This window comes from Natronobeatus ordinarius (assembly GCF_024362485.1).
In the GTDB taxonomy this organism is placed as follows: domain Archaea; phylum Halobacteriota; class Halobacteria; order Halobacteriales; family Natrialbaceae; genus Natronobeatus; species Natronobeatus ordinarius.
The window spans coordinates 1,756,237-1,773,149 of the sequence record NZ_CP101456.1 but is presented as its reverse complement, the minus strand read 5'-3'; the positions used below and the strand labels follow the sequence as shown (position 1 = coordinate 1,773,149).

Sequence of the window (16,913 nt, the reverse complement as noted above, 5' to 3'; positions counted from 1 at the left end):
GGCGTGAACCGGCGGTGATTTTCCCGAAACGCGACGCGTTGCGTTCCCCACAGTTATTTCCAGGGCGCACGTAGCGTTGCCACCGAATGAAATTCGTCGAAGAACTCGTCGTCGAGGAGTTTCTCCCGACGGTCCGCTCGCTGCTCGCCGCCGAACTCCGCGAGCAGGGGCTCACCCAGCGGGAGGTCGCCGACGTGCTCGGCATCAGCCAGAGCGCCGTCTCGAAGTACGCCCACGGCGAAGTCAGGACCAACGACCGAATCGCCGGCGACGACCGCGTCCGCGCGCTCGTCGAGAACCTCGGCGAGGGACTCGCCGCCGGCGACGTCACGCCCGTTCAGGCGCTCGTCGAACTCGAGGTGCTCGTGCGCGACCTCGAGGCCGGCGGTGACCTCCTCGCACAGCTTCACGAGGAGGCCGTACCCGAACTCGCAGCGTACGACTCGAGTTTTCGCGTTCACGACCCCGAGAGCACCCTGCGTAGCAGCGAGCGCGTGCTCTCGTCGGTCCGTCGGGGCCTCCGAATCCTCGAGAACGCGAGCGGCTTCGCGGGGCTTATCCCCGCGGTGGGGTCGAACCTCGTCGCTTGCGTCCCCGACGCGGCGGACGTCGACGACGTCGCCGGCGTCCCGGGTCGGATCGTCGACGTGAAGGGAAAGGCGACCGTGCCGGCGGACCCGGAGTTCGGCGTCTCCGAACACGTCGCCACGGTCTTACTCGCCGCCCGCCGCCACGGCAGCGACGCCACGGCCGCCGCGAACGTTCGATACGACCCGAAGCTCCTGGCCGAACTCAGGGACCGGGGCCACCTCCTGGCCGAGTTCGACGAGTCGGGTGACGTCGACTCGAGCGTCGGCGAGGCGATCGAGGCCGAACCGGACGCGACAGTGCTCTACCAGACCGGCGGCGAGGGAATCGAGCCGATCACCTATATTCTCGGGCCAGATCCCGAGGCCGTCGCCGACACGATCCGATCGCTGCTCTAACATGAGTTCGTCCGAAGACGCACAGGCGTTCTACGGCCGCTGGGCGCGCCTCTACGACTACATCGCGCGCCGGACGCCCGGCGTGCCGGGGCTTCGCCGACGCGCGGCCATCGCGTGTCGCCTCGAGCCCGGCGACACCGTCGTCGAGATGGGCTGTGGAACGGGGGCGAATCTCCCCTATCTGCGCGAGCGGGTCGGCCCCGACGGGATCGTGATCGGGATCGACTTCACAGGGCCGGTGCTCGAGCGCGCCCGGGCGTCCACCGCCGAGTACGACAACGTCCACGTCGTCCGGGGCGACGCGACGGCGCCGCCGGTGCTCGAGGGAGTCGACGCCGTCCTCGCGACGTTCGTCGTCGGCATGCTCCCCGACCCCGCCGGTGCGGTCGACGACTGGTGTGCCCTCGTTGGGCCGGGCGGCCACGTCGTCCTCGCCAACGCCGCCCGGAGCCAAAAGCCGTACGCGCCGCCGGTCAACGCCGTCTTCCGCGCGATCGTCGTCCTCTCGACGCCGCCGACGACGACACTCCGCTACGAGGACGACCCCACCCGCCGGCTCGACGAGCGGATCGACGCGGCTCACGGTCGACTCCGCGAGCGCGCGTCGGCGATCGCCCACGAGACCCACCTCTTCGGGATCGTGCGGCTGACCGGCGGCCGGCTCACCTGACCGTCCGCCAGACACTGCCAGCTGTACTGCCCAGCTGGCTCCACTGGCGCGCGCCGAGCCGCGACGAGCGGAGCGAGGCGCGGCTCGAATCGTGCGAGGGGCGAGCAGCGCAGCGCGAAGCGCGAGCAGCGCAGTCGGCTGGGGAGGGCGTGGCGTCCACCGTGTTTCGTGCGAGCGAGACGGTCGTCGGAACTGGAACGAGCGAGACGGTCGTCAGAACTCCCGCTCGAGCCTCATACGCTCGAGGCTCGCACGCTCGAGCGCCGGGCGCGTCGTCGGCACGCCCACTCGAGCACCCGACCGGGTCGAGCACCCGTACCGAGTCGAGCACCCTACCGAACCGCCCCAAAAGGGACAGAACCGACAGTTCAGAATCCCAGCCGCCTCGCTAGCGACTCGAGCAGTCCGTCGCCCAGTTCGAACACCTCCGTCAGCTCCGCTTCCGAGAGCTCGAAGTCGAAAATTTCGGCGTTCGTCTCGATGTGGGATCGACTCGAGGCCTTCGGAATCGCGGCGACGGGCGACTGCTGGATGAGCCACCGGAGCGCGACCTGCGCCGCCGATTTCCCATACTCGTCGCCAATCGCCTCGAGTCGGTCGTCGCCGACGACCGCGCCCTCGGCCAGCGGGCTGTACGCCGTCAGGCAGACGTCGTGCTCGAGGCAGTACCTGAGGAGGTCACGCTGGTCGTGGTAGGGGTGGTACTTCACCTGGTTCGTGACGATCGGCGTCGCCGAGAGCCCGCGAGCGCGCTCGAGCTGGTCGACCGAGAAGTTACTCACCCCGATATGGGCGACGACGCCCTCGGCCTGGAGCTCGTTCATCGCGCCCAGGGTCTCCTCGAGCGGCGTGTGCGATCGCGGTGCGTGGATCAGGAGGAGGTCGATCGTCTCGAGGCCGAGGCGCTCGCGACTCCGGCGAGTGCTCTCGTGGACGGCGTCGGCGGCGAGGTTGTTCGTGTTCACTTTAGTGACCACGAACACCTCCTCGCGGGGAATGGGGCTTCGCTCGAGGGCGTCGCCGACGGCCGCCTCGTTGTCGTACATCTGGGCGGTGTCTATCAGCGGTCAAGGCAGAGTACCACGGGTCACCTGACCCGTGGGTGAATGCCGACAAATCACTACACTTACAACGATTCACGACAATTTATTGACGATGCAAGATGCAGGACTGACCCAGACGCTTTCTTTTGGATTAACCATCCAAACGGGTAGTCCTGACAACTTGTACAAAGGGTGTCTCGAAGCCCGACGAGTTCGCAACGAAGTCAACCGCCTCGACCGTGAGGGATGGGACTGGGACGACATCCACGACACCGTAGTGGATAACGCCAACCTCGTGAAAAACACGACTCAACTCCTCGTCCAGAAAGCACTGGGTGAGATAGAGACGTACCACGACCACAAAGACAACGAGTGGGGCCGACCGTTTCCCTACATTGACGAGACGTATCCAATGCGGATGAATCACAACGAAGGATACGCCCTCACTGTAGATGATTCGGGAGATGTTCGCTTCAGAGTCAGTTACAAACCGTACAACCACGTCAAAGGCGTACTTCGCGGTAGTCCCAACCACCTCGAACGAGTCAAGAACGCTCTTAACTCTGACTCGTGGAGAGTGGGCGTAGCTGAACTCGTGTATAAACACGACGAATGGCGAGTACACGTCACAGTCACCCACAAGACACGCACCGTAGCGTCTCCAGACTACGCAGAGACAGTAGTTGGTGTGGACATTAACGAGGACTGCGTGGCACTCACCGCGCTGAATAGAGCTACTGGTGACGTACTCGATTCAGTCGTCATCGAGTACCCCGACATCAAACGAGTTCGCCACGAGTTTTTCACCAAACGGAAGCGGATGCAGAAAGTCGGACAATCCGCGTTCGAGAACGTGGTCCAAACCGAAGAACAAGACTTCGTTCACGACCAACTCCATAAAGTATCGCGCGACGTAACACGATGGGTTTCGCAATTCAACGAACCGGTAATCGTCTTTGAAGACCTCAAAGACATGCGAGACTCAATCGATTACGGCACGCGAATGAACCGGCGCTTGCACTCCTTGCCGTTCGCCGCACTCCGAGATATGGTGACGTACAAAGCCGCTTGGGGTGGAATCCCCTCAGACGATGTTGACCCGGCGTACACGAGTCAACGCTGTCCGCGAACGGAATGCTTGCACACCGAGCGAGCGAATCGGCGTTGGAAGCGGTTCAAATGTATGGAGTGCGACTTCCAAGACCACGCTGACCGGAAAGCAGCGGTTTGTGTGGCGCAAGAATGGTTCCACGAGCAGAATGAGAATGTGCCGTCTCTCGAAACCCTTCCAAGTGTTCGGAAGGTGAGACGGACGGCATCGGGCCTGTGTGAAGAGGCCGACTCTCACGGAGCAGTTTTCGCTTCGGGTGTTTACCGACACGGAAAGTCGGCGCGAGACTCGCAGAGTCAAGCGCGAGAGGAATTAAAGACCGTTGCCCCGACTACAGGGTAGACACGGACGCCACGGGTCACCCGACCCGTGGTACTTCACGTGGCGGTAGCCGGCCTCGAGGGCGGTCTCGACGGCCCGGCGGCACTCGTCGCCGGACATACGCGCGGTTCCGAAGCCGAGTTTGGGAATCGCCGCGCCGCCCGCCTCGACGCTGTCGGTGATCGATTCGGGGCCCATAGCGGGCGTTCATCGGCGAGCCCCTTCAACGGTAGCGTGGCCACGAAAGAGGAGATTGCAGATCGTTCCTCGGCTGGTCGGGAAAGCGGTGGGTTCGACGCCGAACCGGGTCAAACGTTCGCGTCGGCGGCGTACACGCGTTCGTCGATCGAGAGGCCCCCGTAGAAGACGGCGACCCACGCGGCGACGAGGACGACGCCGATCAGGGCGCGAACGAGCCACAACTCGACGCCGAGCAGCAACGACGGATCGCTCCCGGTCTCGACGACGAGCACCGTAGGGAGCGTAAGTCCCTCGAGCAACGGCTCTTGCGTGAGACTGACGTAGATCACCCCGCCGAAGTGGACGCCGATCGGAAGTGCCAGCTGTCCGGTGAGGACGTAGCCGGCCGCGAAGAGGATCCCGCCGATGGCGCTGGTGACGACCATCCCGAGTCCGCCGCTGAGCAGGTGAAACGCGCCGAACACGGGGAGGCTGATCGCGACCGCCGCGCCGACGGCCGGCAAGGGGGCCACGGAACGGGCCCGGAGCCCCTCGGCGGCGTTCCCGATGAGGATGCCCCGGAAGACGACCTCCTCGAGGACGTTGTTGGCGAGGACGAACGTCAGCAGGACCAGGATCGTCGCGGCCGCCAGCGGCCAGCCGTCGACGCCGACGCCGGTCATCTCGACGGCGAACGTAACCCGTCCCCGTGCGGCCAGGTAGCCGAACGCGGCGATGACGGCGACAGCGCCGATGAGGATTCCGCCGAAGAAGTCCCGTACCCACCGTCTGGATCGTTCGAAGCCGTAGGAGCTGACCGACCGTCGATCGAGCCGAGACGCGACGGCGAGTGCGATGGCCGTCGCGGCCCCGACGACGAGAACGAGGTACAGGCCGGCCGCCAGGATCCACACGATGGGGACCGTTTCACTGGCGTCCAGGTCGACGAGCGTTCCGAAGAGCGGGGCGAGCAACAGCCGTCCGGCGATCACGGCGACGATCGCGAGTACGAGCGGGACGAGCACCCGCCAGGTCGCTCGCAACCGATCGTCGCTCCCGTACAGCAGCCGTCGAACAGTCCCGCGGTTCGCGGCCTCTCGAGTGGGAGTTTCTACCATAGAAACAACTGGTCCCGCCGAATCCAAGAAAAGGTATTCGAGGTTTCGGGGCGAGAAACCGACGACGCGCGTTTAAGTACCGACGCGGGAGAATCGAGCGGGACTACGGCTCGAGGACGAGTTTGCCGAAGACGCTCTCTTCCATCACCGCACGCTGGGCCTCGCCCGCCTCCGCTAAGTCGTAGGACTCCTCGAGTTCGATCGAGAGCGCGCCCGTTTCCATGAGGGAGCCCACCCCGCGCAGCGGGACGCGGAGGTCGGGCGTGTTGAACATGCTCATGAACTGGTAGCTGACGTCCTTCGAGCGGGCGGCGCCGTCGTTCGAAAAGCCGGGGTCCGGCGAGTTCTCACCGATGCCGACGACGCGGGCACTGGTGGCGGCCACGTCGGCGTCGAACTGGAGGTAGTCGTCCAGCCGGTGGTCGAGGATCACGTCGACGCCGCCGTCGGATGCCTCGAGGACGGCGTCGGCGAGGTCGTCCCGGCCGTAGTCGAGGACGGTATCGGCGCCGAGGGCCTCGAGGTCGTCGTGGTACTCTGGCGCGGCCGTGGTGATCACGCGGGCGCTCACCGCCGAGGCGATCTGGATGGCGGCGTGGCCGACGCCGCCGGAGCCGCCGTGGACCAGGCAGTACTCGGCCGGGCGAAGATTGGCGTGGTCGATCAGCGCGCGCCAGGCCGTGCCGGCGACGACCCCCGCGGCGCCGGCTTCCGCCGCGTTGACGCCGTCGGGGAGGTGGACGACGCGATCGGTCGGGACCGTTGCGTATTCGGCGTAGGCGCCCTGGGCGGCGGCGTTCCCGATTCCCGTTCCGAAGACGCGGTCGCCCTCGTCGAACCCCTCGACGGCCGATCCCGTCTCGGCGACGACGCCTGCGACGTCGACGCCGGGGGTGAACGGGACGGAGACAGGTTCGTACGACCCGTCCCGGAAGTAGGTGTCGACGGGGTTGACGCCCGCCGCCGCGACCTCGATCAGGAGTTCGTCCGCGCCGGGCTCGGGTCGGTCGACGTCCTCGACGTTCAGTACGTCCGGTCCGCCGTGCTCGTGGAGGCGTACAGCTCTCATTCCGGGTGTGAACACACTTCGAGCCGGTATAAGCGTACGTGTCGCGGACGGTCACGGAATCCGGCCGTTCGCCGGCGAGGGGTGGGGACCAATCCGCTCAGGGAACCTCGCCGGGGAGTTTCTCACCACGCATCCCGGTTATCTCCTCGGGGACGATCTCGAACCACTCGCGGTCGATTTCGTCCGAGTCGATCCAGCGGAGGTCGCCCGCAACTCCCTCGGCCTGGGAGAAGAGGAGGGCAGCGAACCGCTCGGAGACGTCGCTGTCCTCGAGCGGCCGGACCGTCCCGGTGACGACGACGCTCTCCCAGGCCTCGAGGGACTCCCACTCGTAGACGGTGAACGTGACCTCCGTGCTCGACTCGAGGAACCGTCGTTTCTTGCCGTCGCCCAGGCTCACGAACTCGACGACGAGTCGGTGCTCGGTCTCGTCGTAGCCGTAGGACATCGGGATGCCGTATCCCCGGTCGGCGTTCCCCATGCTCAACACGCCGTGTCCCTTCGAATTGAGCAGCGAAGCGATCTCGGCGTCGGACATCGCGTACCCGAGAGCATCGTCGGTCATGGGTGAGAGATGGCGGTATCAATGGGATAATGCTTTCGGCTATCGCGGCGGGTGTTCGAGCGGGTTCGACAGAACGGGTTAGACCGCACTTCCCGGCTGGAACTCGCCGAACTCGTCGCGGAGGACGTTACAGACCTCGCCGACGGTCGCGTACGCCTTCACCGCGTCGATGATGTACGGCATGAGGTTGTCGTCGCCGCGGGCGGCCTCGCGTAAGGTCTCGAGTTTCGCCTCGGCTGCTTCGTCGTCGCGTTCGCTGCGGGTCGACTCGAGCCGGGCGATCTGGCGACGCTCGTCTTCCGCGGTGACCTCCTGGACGTCCATCTCGACGTCCTCGTCGACCTCGAACTCGTTGACGCCGACGATGATGCGCTCGCCCGCTTCGATCTCCTTCTGGCGCTCGAAGGCGGTGTCCTGGATCTGGCGCTGGACCCACTGTTGCTCGATGGCCTCGAGCATCCCGCCGCGCTCGTCGACTTCCTCGAGGAGCTCGTAGGCTTCGGCTTCGACCTGGTCGGTCAGACTCTCGACGTAGTAGCTGCCGGCGAGCGGATCGATCGTGTCGGCGGCGCCGGACTCGTGGGCGAGGATCTGCTGGGTTCGCAAGGCGGTGCGGACGGACTCCTCGGTCGGCAGCGCGAGCGCCTCGTCTTTGCCGTTGGTGTGCAGACTCTGGGTACCACCGAGGACGGCGGCGAGCGCCTGGTAGGCGACGCGGACGACGTTGTTCTCGATCTGCTGGGCGGTGAGCATCGAGCCCGCCGTCTGGGTGTGGAACTTGAGCTGTTTGGACTTGGGGTTCTGCGCGTCGAAGCGCTCGTCCATGATGTCGTGCCACATCCGACGGGCGGCGCGGAACTTCGCGACCTCCTCGAAGATGTTGTTGTGGCCGTTGAAGAAAAAGGACAGCTGTGGTGCGAACTCGTCGACGTCGAGCCCGGCGTCGATCGCCGCCTCGACGTACTCGATGCCGTCGGCGAGCGTGAACGCGAGTTCCTGGGCCGCCGTTGCACCCGCTTCACGGATGTGGTAGCCCGAGATCGAGATCGTGTTGAACTTCGGCGTCTCCTCGGCGCAGAACTCGAAGATGTCCGTGATGATCCGCATCGAGGGCTCCGGCGGGTAGATGTAGGTGTTTCGGGCGGTGTACTCTTTCAGCAGGTCGTTCTGGATCGTCCCCCGGAGCTCCTCGCGGTCGACACCCTGACGGTCACCCACCGCGATGTAGAGCGCGAGCAGCACGGACGCGGGGGCGTTGATCGTCATCGACGTCGAGACCTCGTCGAGCGGGATCCCGTCGAACACCGTCTCCATGTCGTCGAGCGAGTCGATCGCCACCCCTGCCTTGCCGACCTCACCGGCGGACATCGGCGCGTCCGAGTCGTGACCCATCTGCGTCGGCAGGTCAAAGGCCATCGACAGCCCCGTCTGGCCCTGGTCGAGCAGGTAGTGAAACCGTTCGTTGGTGTCTTCGGGCGTCGAGAAGCCGGCGTACTGGCGCATGGTCCACAGCCGACCGCGGTACCCTGTCGAGTAGACGCCACGGGTGTACGGTTCGTCGCCCGGATAGCCGAGGTCGTCCTCGTAGTCGAGGTCGACGACGTCCGCCGGCGTGTAGAGTCGGTCGACTTCCTGACCGCCCGTATCCGTGGTGAACGTCTCCTTTCGTTCGCCGAATCGCTCGACGACCGGTTCGACGTGCGTTTCTTCCCACTCCGTTTTCCCCTCGCGGATCTCCTCGAGCTCGTCGGGGTCGAACATTATCGATACCGAAGGCACCCGGCAGCTTTAAGCTTGAGAAATGGTGCGAAATCCGCCACCGTCACCCGTAGCCGGCTCGAGTGCGTCACGGTCGACGTCGTCCTCGCGACGTCGTGGCTCACCCGAGCGTCAAGGTTAACACGTTCGCAGGGTAACGATACCCTATGAGTACCGAAAGCGTAGGCGGAGAGAGCCGACCGCGGATCGAAGTGACCGAGGACGCCGCCTCGCAGGCGCTGGCGCTCCTCAAGGACGAAGGACTCGACGTCGAGGAGGCGGGGCTTCGGCTGTTCGTCCAGCAGGGCGGCTGTGCCGGCCTCTCCTACGGTATGCGCTTCGATACGGCACCTGAGGAGGACGACACGGTGTACGAACACCACGACCTCCGGGTGTTCGTCGACCCGGCGAGCCTGAAGTACATCGAGGGAAGCGTCCTCGACTACGAGACCGGCCTCCAGGGCGCGGGCTTCAACGTCGAGAACCCCAACGTGGTTAGCGAGTGTGGCTGTGGCGAGTCGTTCCGAACCTAATCCTCGAGCTGGAACGCGACCGTCACCTCTGCCTGGTACTCCCGTTCGTCTGCCGTCGCAACCTCGACGCCCAGCTCGTCGACTTCGACCCAGTGGACGTTCTCGATGGTCTCTTCTGCGCGGTCGATGGCGTCGTCCGCGGCGTCTTCGAAGCTCTCCGTACTCGTACCGATCAGCGTGATTTTCTTGAAAACCATCTGTCGTACTACCCGGTTCGTAGCGACGCGGTGACGTAAGATAAATGCTGTCCTCGCACACACCCCCACAGGACAGTTGTCGGTCCGGCTCGAAGTCGCCGACACACTCCATGGCATCTCCATCCGTCGACGCGGCGCTCGAGTCAATCGAGACGGCCCACGACGTCCGAATCGTCGCCGCCCGGGACGTCGGCAGTCGCGCCTGGAACCTCGCCGACGCCGACAGCGACCGCGACGTCGCCGTCGTCTACGCCCAGCGGCCGCTCGAGTACGCGAGCCTCGGCGGCTACGAGCCGTCGCTCGAGTGGACCGACGGAGCGCTCGACTGTCGCGGCTGGAACGTCCGCCGGTTCGCCGAGCTGGTCGTCGACTCGAACCCGACGGTGTTCGAGTTCCTCCACAGCCCGCGTCGCTACCGGGAGTTCGGGCCGCTGGCCCGCCTCGAGGCCGACGTCGGCGACTCGTTCGCGCCGCTCGCGCTGTACCACCACTACCGATCGCTCGCCCGCCGGCAGTACCGCAAATACCTCCAGGGCCGGCTGCTCGAGGACGGCGAGCTCGCCTACCTCGTCCTCGAGGAGCGCGACGACGAGTGCCTCGCCCGCCCCGTCGACGGCGACCGGGACGACGCCGAACGGGTCCCGGTCGGGGCCTACGAGGAGGGACAGACGGATCGGACGGTCAAACGCCACCTCTACGTGGCCCGCGGCGTCTGCTACGCCCAGTACGTCCGGGAGACCCACCGGTTTCCGACGCTCGACTTCCCACGGTTTCTCGAGGCGGAAGGCGATCGATTCGAGCCCTCGTTCGTCGACCGGACTCTCGACCTCGTCGAGCGCAAACGACGAGGGAAGGGCGACGCCGTCGTCGGTCGACTGTTCGACCCGGCCGAGGTGCACCTGTCCGAGCTCGAGCCCGCCGACCACGCTGGCCGCCGGGTCGACCGAGCCCGCGTCGACGCCTTTCTCCGGGAGACGCTCGAGGCCGCGTTCGACTGACGTCCGTCGAAGGCCGGGGACGGACCGTCGTCGCCGACGATAATTACATGAGTGTCTAGAACTAGAATTATAGTTCGGAAGAATACAGAAAGTATATGCTGGGTGGCTATCGACCGACGCCTGACATCCCTCAGATGGCACTGATCGACGACATACTGGACCGGATCAGGCGGTCGGACGGGCCACAGGAGCGAGCGCGGACGGACGTTCACCGCGAGTGTCGCGCGTGCGGGACGGCGGTTTCCCAGGACGAAGCCACCTGTCCGACCTGTGGTTCGACCGACATCGCCGACATCCCGCTGTAGCGGGAACCGGGAGAACGCACGCCCACCTTCGGAAGGTCGTCACTCCCCGTCGGCGAAGCGAACGCGCCAGTACAACACCACGCCGTCGTCCATCCGTTCGACTCGCTCGAGGTCGAGTTCCGGGAACGCCTCGACGAAGCCGTCGCCATCGGCCAGCGTCGGGGCGTCGCGGCCGCCGATGATTCTCGACCCGACGAACACCGAGAGCTCGTCGACCAGCCCGGCGTCGAACAGCGAGAAGATGAGTTCGCCACCGCCCTCGACCATCACCGTCTCGAGCCCCGCCCGCTCGAGTTCGGCGAACGCTCGCGGGAGGTCGACCCGGTCGTCGCCCGCCGTGACGAACTCGAGGGTCGGCCGGGCGAGTGTCGCCCGGCGGTCGTCGCCCGCGGCCTCGCTCACGAGCAGGTACGTCGTCGCGGCGTCGTCGAGGATGCGGGCGTCGGCCGGCGTGCGCGCCCGCGAGTCGACGACGACGCGGGCTGGGTGTCGGGACTCGCCGGCCTCGAGCCGTCGCTCACACAGTTCCGGATCCTTGACGGTGAGGTGCGGGTCGTCGGCGAGGACGGTCCCGACGCCGACGACGACCGCGTCGCTCTCGGCCCGGAGGCGGTCGACGCGGGCGAAGTCGTCGGGACCGCTGATCCGTACCTGTTCGCGGCGTCTCGAGGAGAGCTTTCCGTCCGCGCTCATCGCGGCGTTGACGACGACGTGCATCGTCTCGAGCATACGGCTGCGACGGCTTAATCTCTCAGCCTCTCGCTCTCCGAGGAGCGAACCTCGCCGACAGCCGTCGTCGAGCGCCGGTGAGACGTCGCTGAACGTCCACGTTCAGTTTCACTCCGCCGCGGCAACGTTTTTTAAGGGTCCGGACGAAAGGCCGGTGATGGATCTCGACAACCGTGCCGAGGATCTCGCCTCCGACCTCGGTGTCGACAACGAGGAGGTCAAACGCGACTTACAGAACCTCGTCGAGTACAGCGTTCCACTCGACGAGGCCGTACAGAGCTTACGGCGGAAGTACGGCGACGACACCGGCGGCGGTGGTGCACCGACGGCCGCCGACGTCGGGGAGATCACGCCCGACTCGAGCAACGTGACGGTCTCCGCCCGCGTGCTGACGGCGGGCGAACGGTCGATCCGGTATCAGGGCTCAGACCACGTCATCGTCGAAGGCAAACTCGCCGACGAGACGGGCGTCATCGACTACACCGCCTGGGAGGACTTCGGCCTCTCACCGGGCGACACGATCACCGCCGGCAACGCAGGCGTCCGCGAGTGGGACGGCGAACCCGAGCTCAACCTCGGCGAGAGCACCTCGCTCAGCTTCGAGGACGAACCGCTCGAGGTGCCCTACGAGATCGGCGGCGAGGCCAGCCTCGCCGACCTCGAGACGGGCGACCGCGCGGTGACGATCGAGGTGTCCGTGCTCGAGTGTGAGCGCCGCACCATCGACGGCCGCGACGGCGAGACCGAAATCTTGAGCGGCGTCTTCGGCGACGAGAGCGGCCGGCTGCCGTTCACGAACTGGGACCCGGTTCCCGAAATCGAGGAGGGCGCGTCGGTCCGGATCGAGAACGCCTACGTCCGGGAGTTCCGCGGCGTGCCCGAGGTGAACGTCTCTGCGTTCTCGACGGTGACGTCCCTCGAGCGCGAAATCGACGTCGGGAGCGACGCCCCCGAACTCGGGATCGGCGAGGCAGTCGCGACGGGCGGCATCTACGACGTCCGTCTCGTGGGTAACCTGATCGCCGTCCGGGACGGCTCGGGGCTCATCCAGCGCTGTCCGGAGTGTTCTCGCGTCATCCAGAAAGGACAGTGTCGCACCCACGGAAGCGTCGACGGCGTCGACGACCTGCGGGTGAAGGCGATCCTCGACGACGGCACCGGCGCCGTCACGGTGATCCTCGACGACGAACTCACCGAAGAAGTGTACGGTGGGACGCTGGAAGACGCCCTCGAGGAGGCCCGCGACGCGATGGACCAGGAAGCCGTCGCAGACACCATCCGCGAGCGGATCGTCGGCCGTGAGTACCAGGTCCGCGGACATCTCTCGGTCGACGAGTACGGGGCGAACCTCGACGCGGAGTCCTTCGAGGAGAGCGACGACGAGCCGGCCGATCGTGCGACGGCCTTCCTCACGGAGGTCGACGCATGAGCGCCGACCGACCCGGCCGCGAGGTCGCCTACCGGCTGTTCGCGGCCGAGTACGACGACGCGTCGCTCTCACACACGGAAAGCGACGAGGAACGCGCCCCCAACTACGTCGTCACGCCGACGGGCGCACGCGTCAACCGCCTGTTCGTCGTGGGGACGCTCACCGAGGTGACGTCGGTCAACGACGAGATGGTCCGTGCCCGCGTGGTCGACCCCACGGGCGCGTTCGTCGTCTACGCCGGCCAGTACCAGCCCGACCAGCTCGCGTTCCTCGAGCGAGCCGAGCCTCCGCTGTTCGTCGCAGTGACGGGGAAAGCCCGGACGTTCCAGCCCGAGGACTCAGACCGGGTCTACACCTCCGTTCGGCCGGAATCCATCGCGACCGTCGACGCCGACACCCGGGACCGCTGGGTCGTCGGGACGGCCGAACAGACGCTCGACCGAATCGCCACCTACGCCCGCGCAGCGGACCTCGACGTCTACGGCGACGACCTCGCCGAGGCCCTCCTCGAGAGCGGTCTCGGAGACGGGCTGGCGATGGGCATCCCGCTGGCACAGGACCACTACGGAACCACGCCGGCGTACCTCGACGGGCTGGCCGACCTCTCCCTCGACGCGGCCCGCGTGGTCGCTGGCGACCGCGACCAGGTCCGCTCGTTCGACCGACAGCCCGGCGACGCGGCGCCCGACGCCGCGAGCTTCGCCGCGCTGGCCGCGATGGGTGACCTCGAGGTGCGCGCGTCGGCCCCGAGTGGGGCGTCGGAGCCGGCAGCCGACGCGACGGCCGAGTCGGCGTCGGAGCCAGCGGTAGCGTCGCCGACCGAATCCGCCGCGACGGCAGACGCAGGGACGGAAACGGACGTCCCGAGTACGTCGGCCGAATCCGAAAGCGCCGAGATTGAACACGAGACGGCGGGCGAACGCGAACCGGAAGAGACGGACGAACGCGAACCGGAAGAGACGGACGAACTCGAGACGACGGCAGCCGACGACGACGTCGAGACGACCACAGAAACGACCTCGTTCGACGAGTCGACCGACGTCGCCGAGCACGAGGACGGAGACGAACTCGGCGACTTCGAGGCGGCCGGTGGGGGAATGTACGAGATGGACGACGAGGAGCGCGAAGAGCTCGAAGAGGAGTTCGGCGCCGAGTTCTCGACCGGCGCCGAAGTCGGTGAGCCAGGTGAGGCTGGTATCGACGTCCCCGAGGCCGAGTCCGATCCCGAACCCGACCTCGTAGACGAGGACGAAGGAATCGAAGCCGTCGACGCCACGGCCCCCGCGACGGAGCTCGAAGAGCCAGCCGATTCGGCCGACGAGATGGACGACACCGCCGACGTCGCCGACTCAGCTGCCAACGCGGCTGCGTCTGACGACGACGGGGACTCTATCGACGAGGACGAGCAAGCCGCGGACGAGGGCGAGGAATCTATCGACGAGGACGAAGAGCCCGACGCAGACCTCGACCTCGAGGAGATCGACGTCCAGGAGTACGTCGTCGAGACGATGACCGACCTCGACGACGGCGAGGGTGCCGATCGCGAGGCGGTCGTCTCGACCGTCGCCGAGGAGACCGGCACGAGCGAGGCCGACGTCGAGGCGGCAATCCAGGACGCGCTGATGGGCGGACAGTGTTACGAACCGGACGACGAGACGCTGAAAGCGATCTGATGGTCGGCGTTCGGGCTCGCGTGTCGCTCGAGGGCGGTCGGAGGGGCCGGCCGTGACGCTCGAGCCAGTTCCCGACGAACCGGCGGCCGTGGCCACGCTCGACGAGGGGCGTGCGCTGGTCATCGCCGACTACCACGCGGGGTACGAGGCCGGCCTCCGGTACGAACGCGGCGTGGAGATTCCGAGCCGTGCCGACGAACGCCGGGAGCGGCTGCTGTCGCTGCTCGAGCGTACCCGGGTCGATCGACTGGTCGTCCTCGGTGACCTGATGCACTCGATCGGCGAGCCCGGCGGAGCCGAGCGAGGCGAACTCGAGGTGCTGTTCGAGTCGCTGCCGCCTGCGCTCTCGGTGACGCTGGTGAAGGGCAACCACGACGGAGCGATCGAGACGTGGCTCGAGGGCGTCGAGATCGTCCCCGGCAGCGGGGTCGCGCTCGACGGCCTTGGCGTCTGTCACGGCCACACCTGGCCGGCCCGCGAGGTCCTCGAGGCCGACGTGGTCTGTCTGGGCCACGAACACCCGTTCGTCCGACTCGAGGACGAAGTCGGTGGCAGTCACGTCGAACCAGTGTGGGTCCGGGGACGGCTCGACCCGGAGCCGTTCGCCGAGCGAACGAGCGACGAGGGGCTGCCGTGGCTCGAGGATGGGGCGCCGCCACGTCTCGTCGTCGTGCCAGCGTTCAACGACCTCGTCGGCGGGACCTGGGTGAACGTTCCCGGGCAAGAGTTTCTCGCGCCGTTTCTCCCCGAGGGGCTGGCCGAGGGGGAGGCGTATCTGCTCGACGGGACGCGACTGGGACCGTACCGGTCGATCTGACGGCCGAACGAGGCTTACTCGGAAGTGCAGACGGCGTCGGAGGCGGCTGAAACGAGATGCCAGCGCATCCCGCCGAACGGGTCGCGGGTGTGTCGGAACTGTCGGACACCCCCGAGCTGTCCTCGCTCGAGTCACTTCCCGTCTCCCGGAGGTGTTCCTCGGCGCCGCTCGAGTCACACCTCGAGGCGCTCGAGTCGGGCGTATCGGCCGGCCCGCCAGCCGGTGACGGCAGCCGCGACCGTTCCGACGACGAGCGCGATGACGCCGCCGACGGCGTAGACTTCCGGCGGGGTCCGCAGGAGCTGTTCGAAACCGACGAGCGAGGCGACGAGTCGGTTGAGTCCGAGGACAGCAGGGGGCGTCGCGACGAGGGCGACGAGGCCACCGAGGAGCCCGATGACGAACCCCTGGACGGCGATCGTCCCCGCGAGCAACCACCGCGAGAGCCCAATCGCCCGGAGCGCCGCCAGTTCGTCGCGTTGCTGGTATGCCACGAGGACGAACAGGTTCACCGTGAGCAACAGGCCGCCACAGACCGCGAGTGCGACCAGCGTCACGCCGCTGGCGACGACGAGCGCGCGGTCTTGAATCATCGCCCCGAGCTGTTCGTCGCTCGTGCGCACGTCGTACGCCGGATAGGTCGCCGCGAGGTCGTTTCGGACCGCGGTTCGATCTGCACCCTCGGCGACGTCGACCGTGACGAACACCGCCCGGTCAGTTCCCGACGTCCCGGCGACGCCCTGCAGCTCGGTGAGCGGCATCGTTACGGCGGGCGAGCCAAGGAACGCCGAGTAGTGTCCGGAGATACCGACGACGGTATACTCGTGGTTCGGTGCCGTCTCCCTGCTGGTGCCGACGTAGACGGTGTCGCCGACCGAGGCGTCGATCGCCGCGGCGAACGCCGGATCGAGTACGATCACGTCGGGTGCCGAGGCGGCGGGATCGTCGACGTCCTCGCCGTGGTAGTCCTCGAGCGAGAAGCCCCCGCCGTGCTCGAAGTCGAATCCGCCGTGGGTTTCCGGGATGCCGACGGCGGTGACGGGCTCGAGGTCGTCTGGATCGGTTCCGACGTACGTGCTATGCATCGCGATCGGCGTCGCGAACCGAACGTCCTCGCGCTCGTGGACGTCGGCGGCGACGGCGTGGGAGTCGACGATCGCGTTCTCGGTCCCTCCGGAGGAGGAATCGAGTGGATCGCTCGTGATCCAGATGTCCCGGTTGCTCTCGTCGAGCCGTTCCTGTCCGGCCTCGAAGACGCCGACGCCGAGGCTCACCAGCAACGTCACCGAGAGGACGGCCAGCGCGATCGCGACGACGGTCAGTACGGTCCGGCCGGGCGCTCGTCGCAACTGTGTGAGGGCGAGGCCGACGACGGCCCGAACGCGTGCGGCCGGGCGCAGGGGATTCACCG

General features: G+C 66.8%; 16 protein-coding genes and 2 pseudogenes. 9 read left to right on the top strand and 9 right to left on the bottom strand.

What is annotated here, in order from left to right:
* The first annotated feature begins 86 nt into the window (after nt 1-86).
* Together NMQ09_RS09185 and NMQ09_RS09180 are read left to right on the top strand one after the other, a co-directional pair.
* Nucleotides 87-986, top strand: a complete 900-nt coding sequence (locus NMQ09_RS09185; protein WP_255194285.1) for a thiamine-phosphate synthase family protein — start codon at nt 87-89, stop codon at nt 984-986.
* Between the two features lies 1 nt (nt 987).
* Entirely contained in the window at nt 988-1,656 is a 669-nt protein-coding gene (locus NMQ09_RS09180) for a class I SAM-dependent methyltransferase (protein ID WP_255194284.1), read from the top strand.
* Between the two features lie 368 nt (nt 1,657-2,024).
* Here the strand turns inward: NMQ09_RS09180 and NMQ09_RS09175 are convergent.
* A pseudogene (locus NMQ09_RS09175) lies at nt 2,025-2,717 on the bottom strand (aldo/keto reductase); the annotation flags it as partial.
* A gap of 94 nt (nt 2,718-2,811) precedes the next feature.
* Here NMQ09_RS09175 and NMQ09_RS09170 point away from each other — a divergent pair.
* A complete protein-coding gene (locus tag NMQ09_RS09170) occupies nt 2,812-4,152 on the top strand; it encodes a transposase (RefSeq protein ID WP_255190745.1) in 1,341 nt (446 codons plus the stop codon).
* Nucleotides 4,153-4,188: 36 nt separating this feature from the next.
* Here the strand turns inward: NMQ09_RS09170 and NMQ09_RS09165 are convergent.
* From NMQ09_RS09165 to NMQ09_RS09145, 5 genes and pseudogenes are all read right to left on the bottom strand, one after another.
* Nucleotides 4,189-4,329: pseudogene (locus NMQ09_RS09165) on the bottom strand (aldo/keto reductase); the annotation flags it as partial.
* A 110-nt stretch (nt 4,330-4,439) separates the two neighbouring features.
* The gene (locus NMQ09_RS09160) at nt 4,440-5,429 is read right to left on the bottom strand and encodes a CPBP family intramembrane glutamic endopeptidase (protein ID WP_255194283.1); all 990 of its coding nucleotides are present in this window, start codon (nt 5,427-5,429) and stop codon (nt 4,440-4,442) included.
* Nucleotides 5,430-5,532: 103 nt separating this feature from the next.
* Nucleotides 5,533-6,498 carry an NADPH:quinone reductase gene (locus NMQ09_RS09155; RefSeq protein ID WP_255194282.1) on the bottom strand — a complete coding sequence of 322 codons (966 nt, stop codon included), beginning with the start codon at nt 6,496-6,498 and terminating at the stop codon, nt 5,533-5,535.
* A 97-nt stretch (nt 6,499-6,595) separates the two neighbouring features.
* Nucleotides 6,596-7,063: a pyridoxamine 5'-phosphate oxidase family protein gene (locus tag NMQ09_RS09150; protein ID WP_255194281.1), complete on the bottom strand. Its 468-nt coding sequence runs from the start codon at nt 7,061-7,063 to the stop codon at nt 6,596-6,598.
* Between the two features lie 78 nt (nt 7,064-7,141).
* On the bottom strand, nt 7,142-8,824 hold the full coding sequence (locus NMQ09_RS09145) for an acyl-CoA mutase large subunit family protein (RefSeq protein WP_255194280.1): 1,683 nt from the start codon (nt 8,822-8,824) through the stop codon (nt 7,142-7,144).
* A gap of 164 nt (nt 8,825-8,988) precedes the next feature.
* Here NMQ09_RS09145 and NMQ09_RS09140 point away from each other — a divergent pair, with 164 nt between their 5' ends.
* The gene (locus NMQ09_RS09140; RefSeq protein ID WP_255194279.1) at nt 8,989-9,354 is read left to right on the top strand and encodes a HesB/IscA family protein; all 366 of its coding nucleotides are present in this window, start codon (nt 8,989-8,991) and stop codon (nt 9,352-9,354) included.
* On the opposite strand, the gene NMQ09_RS09135 is transcribed toward NMQ09_RS09140, so the two are convergent.
* Nucleotides 9,351-9,551, bottom strand: coding sequence for a dodecin (locus NMQ09_RS09135; protein WP_255194278.1), 201 nt, complete (start codon nt 9,549-9,551; stop codon nt 9,351-9,353). The genes NMQ09_RS09140 and NMQ09_RS09135 overlap by 4 nt on opposite strands.
* Nucleotides 9,552-9,661: 110 nt before the next feature.
* Here NMQ09_RS09135 and NMQ09_RS09130 point away from each other — a divergent pair, with 110 nt between their 5' ends.
* Complete coding sequence (locus NMQ09_RS09130; RefSeq protein WP_255194277.1) at nt 9,662-10,549, top strand: nucleotidyltransferase domain-containing protein; 888 nt, start codon at nt 9,662-9,664, stop codon at nt 10,547-10,549.
* A 134-nt stretch (nt 10,550-10,683) separates the two neighbouring features.
* Nucleotides 10,684-10,854, top strand: coding sequence for a hypothetical protein (locus NMQ09_RS09125; protein WP_255194276.1), 171 nt, complete (start codon nt 10,684-10,686; stop codon nt 10,852-10,854).
* Between the two features lie 39 nt (nt 10,855-10,893).
* On the opposite strand, the gene NMQ09_RS09120 is transcribed toward NMQ09_RS09125, so the two are convergent.
* Nucleotides 10,894-11,571 (bottom strand): 2,5-diamino-6-(ribosylamino)-4(3H)-pyrimidinone 5'-phosphate reductase, encoded by a 678-nt coding sequence (locus NMQ09_RS09120; protein WP_255194575.1) that lies wholly within the window; start codon nt 11,569-11,571, stop codon nt 10,894-10,896.
* Between the two features lie 169 nt (nt 11,572-11,740).
* Between NMQ09_RS09120 and NMQ09_RS09115 the strand changes: the two genes are divergently transcribed.
* Genes NMQ09_RS09115 through NMQ09_RS09105 form a run of 3 tightly spaced genes read left to right on the top strand, consistent with a single transcriptional unit; the run spans nt 11,741 to nt 15,502 of the window.
* Complete coding sequence (locus NMQ09_RS09115) at nt 11,741-13,012, top strand: Single-stranded DNA binding protein (protein WP_255194275.1); 1,272 nt, start codon at nt 11,741-11,743, stop codon at nt 13,010-13,012.
* Nucleotides 13,009-14,685, top strand: coding sequence for an RPA family protein (locus NMQ09_RS09110; protein ID WP_255194274.1), 1,677 nt, complete (start codon nt 13,009-13,011; stop codon nt 14,683-14,685). The genes NMQ09_RS09115 and NMQ09_RS09110 overlap by 4 nt, the downstream gene beginning before the upstream one ends.
* 52 nt (nt 14,686-14,737) lie before the next feature.
* Nucleotides 14,738-15,502 (top strand): metallophosphoesterase, encoded by a 765-nt coding sequence (locus tag NMQ09_RS09105; RefSeq protein ID WP_255194273.1) that lies wholly within the window; start codon nt 14,738-14,740, stop codon nt 15,500-15,502.
* A 173-nt stretch (nt 15,503-15,675) separates the two neighbouring features.
* Here NMQ09_RS09105 and NMQ09_RS09100 read toward each other — a convergent pair whose 3' ends face one another.
* Nucleotides 15,676-16,911: an ABC transporter permease gene (locus NMQ09_RS09100; RefSeq protein WP_255194272.1), complete on the bottom strand. Its 1,236-nt coding sequence runs from the start codon at nt 16,909-16,911 to the stop codon at nt 15,676-15,678.
* Between the last annotated feature and the right edge of the window lie 2 nt (nt 16,912-16,913).